Source organism: Bacillus sp. GMs2/2, assembly GCF_050172095.1.
GTDB lineage: Bacteria > Bacillota > Bacilli > Bacillales > Bacillaceae_G > Bacillus_A > Bacillus_A cereus.
On sequence record NZ_JBNLYE010000169.1, the window covers coordinates 1 to 8,618 of the forward strand.

An 8,618-nucleotide genomic window follows, 5' to 3' on the forward strand; every position below is an offset into this window, starting at 1 on the left:
AGAAATGGAAGGAAATAAAAGATGTTATTAAATAAACGTTTTACAATTGGAGAAATGGCAAAAATGCATAATATCGCAGAATCTACATTAAGGTATTATGATGAAAAAGGAATTTTTCATCCGTCTACTGTGGACTCGCAAACAAATTATCGTTATTACACAATCGATCAATTTTCACTATTAGATACGATTAAGTTTTTACGCCAATTAAACATTCCGTTAAAGGAAATTAAGAAATATATTGATGAAAGAAATCCAGCATACGCACTCAATTTACTGGAAAAACAACAAGAGATGATGCTGAAGAAACAAAGAGAAATTGAGTATGCTTTAGCGAAAATGGAGCATAGAATTCATTTAATTAAGGAAGCAACAAAAGCAAAAGCTGAACAAATGGTAATAAAAGAGATCCCGCAGCGAAAAATAACAGCTATTGCGGTTGCCCCGAATACGACGGATGATATGTTTGAGTACTACATTCATTCGTTGCAAAAAAATATGAGGCAAATGGATGATAGCTTATTTTCTGGAGATATTGGTGTAACTGTTGCGAAAAAAGGGTTAATGCAAAATGAGTTTCAAGCATATAGCAGTGTATTTATTCTTTTGGATTATATGCCTTTTGAAGTACAGAGTTCAGATGAAATTAAAGAAGGTATGTTTGCCTGTGTATATCATCATGGGCCATATGAAGAAACTGATGAAACATATAAGAAGCTAATGAAATATATTGATCAAGAAGGATACGAAATAAGTGGAGATGCAATTGAGATTGCATTAATTGATTGGTCTGTAACAGAAGATCCTGAGGAGCAAGTAACAGAAATTCAAATTCCTATAATGAAAAAACAAAGCAATAAGTTATAGGACTCGTATAATTACAAATGAGCATCAAACGCGATAATTAAGTCACCTATTTTTTAATTCTCTATTGACCTTAAAGTTACTTGAAGGTTTAAACTAAGAAAAGAGAGTTGAAAAAAAGGAGCATATTAGAGTATGGAAGCAACAGAAAAATTAAGAGAAAAACCAATTAAAAGCTTATTTATTTCTTATTTAATACCAGCAGTTCTTGGAATGGTATTAATGTCAGTGAATATTGTAATTGACGCGGTTATGATTAGTAGAGGAGTTGGGGCGAACGGTTTAGCAGGAGTGAACGTGGCTATTCCAGCCTTTTCGATTTTCTTCTCTATTTCATTATGGATCGGAATGGGCGGGGCAACGTTATACTCCATTGCATTAGGTGAAAATAAACGAGAAAGAGCAAGGTCTATTTTTACTCAATCAATGACGGTAGCAGTTGTTATCGTAGGGATTTTAGCAGCGATTTGCTTATGGAGAATAGAAGATTTAGCATACTTATTTGGTGCAAACGAAGTGATTCTACCATATGCGTTAGACTATTTACACGTATTATTAACATTTGGAATGATATACGTTTTAGAAAATATTTTAAGTACATTTATACGAAATGATGGAAATCCTAATTTAGCAATGGCTGGTCTTGTTGTAACGGCTGTATTAAATATAGTGTTTGACTATATCTTTATTTTTATCTTTGGATGGGGCGTAACAGGTGCTGCCTCAGCGACTATTCTTTCGGCAGCGATTGGTTTCCTTGTATTATTAACCCATTTCTTTAGAAAAAGTAGTATTTTAAAGTGGACGAAATTTCATTTTGAATGGGATACTGTCAAACAAATTATGGTGATTGGTTTCCCAAGTTTTACAGCAGAAAGTACGGTTGCAATCGTAACGATTGGTTTTAATATCGCATTTGTCCAATATGCAGGAGAAGTAGGAGTAGCTTCCTATGCGATGGTGAATAGTATTCATGCAATGACATTACTATTATTCTTTGGTGTTGGAGCAGCATTACAGCCAATTGCTAGTTTCCATTACGGGGCAAATTTATCAGAGAGACTTCGTGAAGGATTGAAGTTTGCTGTGAAAATTGCAGTTGTCCTTGGAGGTGTTGCGATAATTGTCGGATTATTCTTCGGGAAATATATCATTGGTTTATTTGATGTTCAATCTCCAGAATTATTGGAGTTAACCTTAACAGGTATTAGTTTATTCTTTATCCAATACGTATTTTTAGGTTATAACATTGTGTATGGAGAGTACTTCCAATCAGTGCGACAAACGAAGAAATCAGTACTTATTATAATGAGCCGAGGATTACTATTTATTATTCCATTGTTATGGATTATGCCGAAACTATTTGGTATAAATGGAATTTGGCTCGTTATGCCAGTTGCAGAAGTAATGACAGCGATTATCGTATTTACGATGAATCGTATGAAACATCCTGTTCCATTAAATATGGCAGGAGAGAAAGAAGCGATATGATAAAAAATCCCCTTAAGCAATTAAGGGGATTTTCTTATTCCTTTAAACTAATAGCAAAAGATCCATCCGTTTCTTGAACAGAAGCAAAGGCAACGTTTTTAATATTTGTAATTCCTTTTTCTTTTAATTCTTTATATAACCATTTTTCATCTTTATGTATTAACTTTAAGTTATCATATTGAATTTGTGAATCGACGATAAGTGCAATTGGTAATCCAGCATACTTAACATCTATGTTTAAATCTTTTGGAGTTAATGGTACAAGTTCTCTTTTTGGTAAAATACTAATAGCGCCGTTCGCTTCTAAAATAGCGTATTCAATTTCATGAACACTTGGATATCCTGCAACGCGAAGATTAGAAAGCAGTTCTGCAATGGGGTATCTACTTTTTTGTAAGTTCTCAAAAATAATATCACCATGTTTAATTAAAATGATAGGGTGTCCGAGAATAAAACGATTTAGTTTGTTGAATAGGCTTAATTTTGTAAGGAGTAAATGTAAACATGTGATAACAACCATACCGAGAAATGCTTGTAAAGCACCAGAGACGGGTATGGCCTGGAAAGCTAAATAAGATAAAAAAATTATAGCCCCAAAATCATGAGGAGTTAGTTGCGCTAACGCGGATTTACCGAGTAACTTAAGCGATAGCAAAAATAAGATGAAAAAGAACGACACGTTACATAAAAAGAGAAGCAATAGAGACACTCCTTCGTGTAAAGTTGTACTTACTATTCCCGAAAGTAATATAAATATTACCTTTCAGAGGATAAATTAGGGTTTATTGGAATTTGTCTGTATACAAACAAATAAATGGATATTATCATGAAGGAAGTAAAAGAAAATAGGAGTATATGAATATGAGAAAGAAGAAAATAATGAAGGGCATTTTAGTTGTTATAATGATTTGCGCCGTGTATGCGGGGTTTTTACAATATCACATTTATAAGCATGGGCATATGAATGCAACATACGATGCTGATTACATAATTGTACTAGGATCGAAAGTAAATGGGACGAAACCATCTTATTCATTGCAATATCGTATTGATAAAGCAGCTGAATATTTAAAATCACATGAGAAAACAATCGCTATCGTATCTGGAGGACAAGGAAAAGGCGAAGACATTTCAGAAGCATTAGCAATGAAACAAGGACTAATAAAACAAAATATCGCAGAAGACCGTATTATAATGGAGGACAAATCTACGAGTACAGATGAGAATATTACATTCTCAAAACCGTTAATTCCAGCCGATATGAAAAAAGGTATGATCGTAACAAACGATTTTCACATGTTTAGAGCGAAAAAAATAGCGGCCAAACAAGGTTTACAATTAGAAGGTCTTCCGGCAAAAACACCGAAACCAATCATCATTCCATCGAATGTACGAGAATATTTAGCAATTACACAGTATTGGTTTATGAATCGAATATAGTGAAAGTGATCCCGTCTGAAACTCAGGCGGGATTTAGTTTGAGGAAAATCTTACAAATATGTCACGTTCGTGAAAGGTAAAGCGATAGTTTCTAGAATGATTTCCTGACATAATGAAGGTAACAAAAACTATTTAGAGGTGAATCGGATGAAAGGAAATAATATTTTATCTTCGTTATGTTACTTTAGTATCTTTTTTGCACCATTTTTACTACCAATTATCGTGTACTTTGTTGCAGAAGATGAAGTGAAGTATCACGCGAAAAAAGCATTTTGTTCACATGTTTTCCCATACGCAATCTTATTTGGAGGACTAGCAGTATCAGGCATGTACGGTTTAGGTTTCAATCAATCTGACGGTGCTGGAATTGGAATGGCTATCACATATGCAGTGTTCATTCTTGTAGGAATTTACTACTTCATTTGGAATATCGTAAAAGGTATTAAAGTTTTGAAAACGGCGTAATAAGATAATTATAATTTCATTTACCGTATCGATAAACGTTTTAAAAAAGGGCAATTCAAAAAGAATTGCTCTTTTTGTGCTTATAAGTTGTGAAAATTGAAAAAGATATGTTAATTTTTCATTATGAAGAGAAAAAAGGAGTGATTTTCATGAATGAGATCATACATAAGATGGAGCAACATGTTTCAGTTCGTAAATATAAAGAAGAATCAATTCCGAAAGATGTAGTAGAAAAGATGGTGCATGCTGCGCAACATGCAGCTTCATCACATTTTGTACAGGCGTATTCTGTTATATATGTAACAGATCAGGAATTAAAGGCTAAACTAGCAGAGCTATCCGGAAATCGCCATGTGAAGGACTGTGCAGCATTTTTTGTTTGTTGTGCAGATTTAAAACGACTTGAAATTGCATGTGAAAAACATAGTACAGAGATAAAGCATGAGGGAGTAGAAGACTTTATCGTTGCGACGGTAGATGCTTCACTTTTTGCGCAAAACTTAGCACTAGCAGCAGAATCGTTAGGATACGGTATTTGTTATATTGGTGGTATTCGTAATAATCCGAGAGAAGTGAGTGAACTGCTTCATTTACCGGATAAAGTATATCCTGTATTCGGAATGACAGTCGGTGTACCAGATGAAGAACATGGAGTTAAACCACGTTTACCAGTAGCAGCAGTTCTTCATGAAAATGGATATGATGAACAAAAATATGATGAATTACTAAACGAATATGATGAAACGATGAACGCGTATTATAAAGAAAGATCATCAAACAAGAAAAACGTAACATGGACGGAATCAATGAGTTCGTTTATGTCTAAAGAAAAAAGAATGCATATGAAAGAGTTTTTAAGTGAAAAAGGATTAAATAAGAAGTGAGTAAAGAGGCAAACCTGTGATGCAGGTTTGCCTTTTTGAGAAGGAGAAATACCTAAGGCCAGAAAGTTGTTTATTCTTTCTGAACTTAGGTATTTTGTTTGTTATCATGTACATAGAAATAAAAATTAATAATTTTTTACAAAAGTGATAGAAAATGAGAATGAAATGCCAATAGTAAGTAAAAGCGGCATAAAAGCCGCTTTTTATCGTTTTATTTAGTATTTGATTTGAAATATTTTCCTTATGAAAGAAAGATTATTGCTAATTGTAAACTGTCAATAAAGTTATTTAAGTTTTGATATGGAATACCCCGCCGGAAAATACAGCAATAATTTCGTTTGAACATATCTGTTATTGCACGATCTAAAGCATCTTCTATAACAAGTTCAAACTTTCAATAAGAAGATAACCCCCTGTACAACTTAAAAGAATGTACGTAAATATTTTAAAAATCCGTTGATTAAGCCATTTAAAAATAATTTGACCTATAAACAAACCTAAAAATACAATTGGAATGGCATAAAAACTTGATTCCCAAATGGTTTTGTTTGTGCCAGTAAAGAGTATTTGAGTTACTAGACTAATGAAATATATAAACAGATAAAAAGCTAATGTAGTTGCTCTTAACTTCTCTTTTTCAGTATTAGTTCCTGTAAAATAAAGTAACAGGGGTGGACCTGGCATACCGATACTTGTCGTTAAAAGACCAGATAATCCGCCAACTATGAAATCTCTAGATTGTGTTGATCTAACCTTAACGTTGCATATTAGCAACAATGTTAATAGTAAGAGTAGGATGCTAACTGCTAATTTAAAAGTGTTTATGTTAACGGAAATGAAAATTAAAATGCCAAAAGGAACACCAACTATACTTCCAAAAATAAACCTTTTCAGTAGAACAAAATCAACGTCCATTCTTATTTTCCAAATGAGTGAAATGGAGATAATTAAAGATAAAATAATGTTTATTTGTATAGCTTCTTGTGGTAGAAATAACATAAGTAAGAAAGGGGTTGCCATTATGGAAAAGCCAAAACCTGTACTTGCTTGCAGAATAGAAGCCACTAATATAATACATATGAAAAAGAATGTGATACCCAAAACAGCCCTCCTATTTAATCAAGTTTAACTAGTTAAAGTCTATTATTTAAGTGCAATGTTTCACAAACTTATTTGTATTTTAACATAAATATCTAGTTTTTTCTCAAATAGTGTTGCCATATAAGGCTCTTTAACTAAAAAATCTGACTTGTGTTTTTAAACAATTTTATTATGGGGAAACAAATAATGAATGGGATCAAAATGTATTGATTATCATTAAATTATTCACTGAGATCCCCGCGATAAAACAAGAACAGCCATATAAAACTTACAAAAATACAGCATGTAGCTAATAAACAGCCAATCATTTGAGGAGAAAGAATTTCTAACAGCCCTCCTGTAAAAAACATCGATAACTGAATAAGAGATCCGTAAATGGAATAATGGAATGAAAAAACTTTACCTATCATATTTTCGTGTGTGTAAGTTTGAAGTAATGTCGTATCAAGTGGAACGATGATTCCTCCTGCTATGCGCATACAGAATAAAGTAATGATACCGATAATAAGTTGATCGGATAGAATGAATCCGAGAAAGAAAATTCCTTGTAATAAGTAGGCCCAACCGAATACTTTTTTCATTTTTTCTTTATTATGGGATATATAAAGATTAACGAGAAGGCTTCCTATCATAAGCCCAGCCCCTTGAACCGTATATAAAATCCCAATGTTCGTATGGAAAATTTTTTCGGCATAGATCGTTAGAAGTAGTTGATAAGCACCTCCAATAATCCCCCATGAAATGCCGACAAGAATTAATGTTAAAATGATTTTTGTTTGTAATATGTATGTATAACCACCTTTTATATCAGTGAAAAATGCTTTGTTCTTGTTACAAGTATCATGAGCAGGAATACTCATGTTATAAATAAAATAGGCTGAAATAAAGTATGATAGGCTATTTACTAAAAAAGCGAACTCAATATGTAAAGATTGTGCAATTACTCCGCCCAAAGAAGCCCCCATAATAGACATAAAACCATTAATTGTACTAGAAAGAGAGTTAGCAGTTACGAAATGATTTTGGTGTACGATATTTTTTAGGGTTGCTTGTTTAGCCGGTTCAAATAAACAAGAAAGTACAGATAAACATATATTAGCAATGAAAATAATCTCAATTTTATAGCCTGCGAGTAAGTATGTAAGGACTAGAATTCCCCGTGTAATATCGGTAAAAATCATAATATTCTTTTTAGAGAAACGATCTACAATTACGCCTATGAATGGACTAAGAAGAAGCTGTGGTAAACTTTTACTTATAAAAGTAAGTGCGATCATAAACGGCGATTCCGTTATGTTGTAGACAAATGTTAATAAAGCTACCGTATGGAACCAATCCCCAAGTACACTTAATGTTTGCCCATAAAATAGTTTATTGAAGTTTTTATTTGTTTTAAGAAGTGTGGAATAAGAAACTGACATAAATAGATTAATCCTTATGTAATGACGATGTTTGAATTTGTTCTTTCCACTCACTTAAATACACTTTTTCCGCTGTGGGAAGTCCAACAGGTAATTGTGCAATCAATTCTAAACTATTTCCATCAGGGTCGTTAAAGTATACGGCTGCATGTGCTAATTCCGGAAAAACAATCGGTTCAATTGGTTCCATTCCAAAGTCTTTTCGTGCTGAAATTCCTTTTTGATTTAGCCAATGAATCGCATTTTCTAAATCATGTAAACTTACTTGAAAGGCGATATGTCGTAAAGAGGGGTGATAATTCACTTTGTATTCTGTGCCTTCCCAAAGGCCGAGCCAACTCTCATTTTCTTTAATCCAAAAGAAAGCAATATTATCTCCTCTTTTATATAATTTTAGCCCTAGTGATTCATAAAAAGGTATTGATACTTTTAAGTTGCGGACAGGTAAATGTGCTTCGTAAAGACCTCTAATCATTGTAATCCCCCTTAGTAAAAATGTTTCTTATTCCATAGTAAACAATATGTTGCTAGTTGAAATCGCAAATAAGAGGGATATAAATTCATACGAAAGTATGAAAAAAACAGCTCATATTTGAGCTGTTTTTCTATAGTTTTTAGTTCATTTTTCAAGGATAGGATATATTAATATCCGTATCCGCCGCCACCCCAACAGCTACATCCGATGATGATTAGAAGGATGAATAGTACGATAAGCAAAGCAAATCCACCGCCGAAACCAGCGCAACTTCCACCATAACTCATATGTTTTCCTCCTTTTTAGTAAGTTAATCTATATGGTTCATGGACTACTATATACAGTATGTTTTTTGTATAGAAAACGAGCCAGTCTCATTTATAATTAGACAAATGCCTGTAGATTCATTAGGATTGCATGTTAGTGATTTGTAAATAAACCTTTACGTAATTCATAATTTAGGCATAAAAAATAAAA

The 8,618-nt window shown here is 33.0% G+C and carries 10 protein-coding genes; 5 read left to right on the plus strand and 5 right to left on the minus strand.

Annotation, left to right across the window (positions count from 1 at the left end; all coding sequences use genetic code 11):
• Window positions 1–21: 21 nt before the first annotated feature.
• Entirely contained in the window at window positions 22–867 is an 846-nt protein-coding gene (locus ACQGS6_RS18465) for a MerR family transcriptional regulator (RefSeq protein ID WP_000925956.1), read from the plus strand.
• Window positions 868–999: 132 nt separating this feature from the next.
• On the plus strand, window positions 1,000–2,355 hold the full coding sequence (locus ACQGS6_RS18470; RefSeq protein WP_000388390.1) for an MATE family efflux transporter: 1,356 nt from the start codon (window positions 1,000–1,002) through the stop codon (window positions 2,353–2,355).
• Window positions 2,356–2,389: 34 nt separating this feature from the next.
• Here the strand turns inward: ACQGS6_RS18470 and ACQGS6_RS18475 are convergent, their stop codons facing one another.
• Complete coding sequence (locus ACQGS6_RS18475; protein ID WP_000923922.1) at window positions 2,390–3,055, minus strand: DUF421 domain-containing protein; 666 nt, start codon at window positions 3,053–3,055, stop codon at window positions 2,390–2,392.
• A 161-nt stretch (window positions 3,056–3,216) separates the two neighbouring features.
• Between ACQGS6_RS18475 and ACQGS6_RS18480 the strand changes: the two genes are divergently transcribed.
• The 3 genes from ACQGS6_RS18480 to nfsA all read left to right on the plus strand — a co-directional run bounded on the left by ACQGS6_RS18480 (window position 3,217) and on the right by nfsA (window position 5,144).
• Complete coding sequence (locus tag ACQGS6_RS18480; RefSeq protein ID WP_001227676.1) at window positions 3,217–3,795, plus strand: YdcF family protein; 579 nt, start codon at window positions 3,217–3,219, stop codon at window positions 3,793–3,795.
• A gap of 147 nt (window positions 3,796–3,942) precedes the next feature.
• Window positions 3,943–4,260 (plus strand): DUF4870 domain-containing protein, encoded by a 318-nt coding sequence (locus tag ACQGS6_RS18485; RefSeq protein WP_242784587.1) that lies wholly within the window; start codon window positions 3,943–3,945, stop codon window positions 4,258–4,260.
• Window positions 4,261–4,409: 149 nt separating this feature from the next.
• Complete coding sequence (gene nfsA, locus ACQGS6_RS18490) at window positions 4,410–5,144, plus strand: oxygen-insensitive NADPH nitroreductase (RefSeq protein ID WP_001002392.1); 735 nt, start codon at window positions 4,410–4,412, stop codon at window positions 5,142–5,144.
• 375 nt (window positions 5,145–5,519) lie between these two features.
• On the opposite strand, the gene ACQGS6_RS18495 is transcribed toward nfsA, so the two are convergent.
• The 4 genes from ACQGS6_RS18495 to ACQGS6_RS18510 all read right to left on the minus strand — a co-directional run bounded on the left by ACQGS6_RS18495 (window position 5,520) and on the right by ACQGS6_RS18510 (window position 8,428).
• Window positions 5,520–6,245 carry a sulfite exporter TauE/SafE family protein gene (locus ACQGS6_RS18495; protein ID WP_000513081.1) on the minus strand — a complete coding sequence of 242 codons (726 nt, stop codon included), beginning with the start codon at window positions 6,243–6,245 and terminating at the stop codon, window positions 5,520–5,522.
• A gap of 221 nt (window positions 6,246–6,466) precedes the next feature.
• Window positions 6,467–7,666 carry an MFS transporter gene (locus tag ACQGS6_RS18500; RefSeq protein ID WP_061139473.1) on the minus strand — a complete coding sequence of 400 codons (1,200 nt, stop codon included), beginning with the start codon at window positions 7,664–7,666 and terminating at the stop codon, window positions 6,467–6,469.
• 7 nt (window positions 7,667–7,673) lie between these two features.
• Window positions 7,674–8,141, minus strand: a complete 468-nt coding sequence (locus tag ACQGS6_RS18505; protein ID WP_000617953.1) for a VOC family protein — start codon at window positions 8,139–8,141, stop codon at window positions 7,674–7,676.
• Between the two features lie 167 nt (window positions 8,142–8,308).
• Window positions 8,309–8,428, minus strand: coding sequence for a YjcZ family sporulation protein (locus ACQGS6_RS18510; RefSeq protein WP_000120179.1), 120 nt, complete (start codon window positions 8,426–8,428; stop codon window positions 8,309–8,311).
• Window positions 8,429–8,618: the final 190 nt, after the last annotated feature.

Bases quoted from the DNA above. Each gene is read 5' to 3' on its own strand.
- ACQGS6_RS18465 (WP_000925956.1), top strand. From the start codon at position 22: ATGTTATTAAATAAACGTTTTACAATTGGAGAAATGGCAAAAATGCAT.
- ACQGS6_RS18470 (WP_000388390.1), top strand. From the start codon at position 1,000: ATGGAAGCAACAGAAAAATTAAGAGAAAAACCAATTAAAAGCTTATTT.
- ACQGS6_RS18480 (WP_001227676.1), top strand. From the start codon at position 3,217: ATGAGAAAGAAGAAAATAATGAAGGGCATTTTAGTTGTTATAATGATT.
- ACQGS6_RS18485 (WP_242784587.1), top strand. From the start codon at position 3,943: ATGAAAGGAAATAATATTTTATCTTCGTTATGTTACTTTAGTATCTTT.
- nfsA (WP_001002392.1), top strand. From the start codon at position 4,410: ATGAATGAGATCATACATAAGATGGAGCAACATGTTTCAGTTCGTAAA.
- ACQGS6_RS18500 (WP_061139473.1), bottom strand. From the start codon at position 7,666: ATGTCAGTTTCTTATTCCACACTTCTTAAAACAAATAAAAACTTCAAT.
- ACQGS6_RS18505 (WP_000617953.1), bottom strand. From the start codon at position 8,141: ATGATTAGAGGTCTTTACGAAGCACATTTACCTGTCCGCAACTTAAAA.
- ACQGS6_RS18510 (WP_000120179.1), bottom strand. From the start codon at position 8,428: ATGAGTTATGGTGGAAGTTGCGCTGGTTTCGGCGGTGGATTTGCTTTG.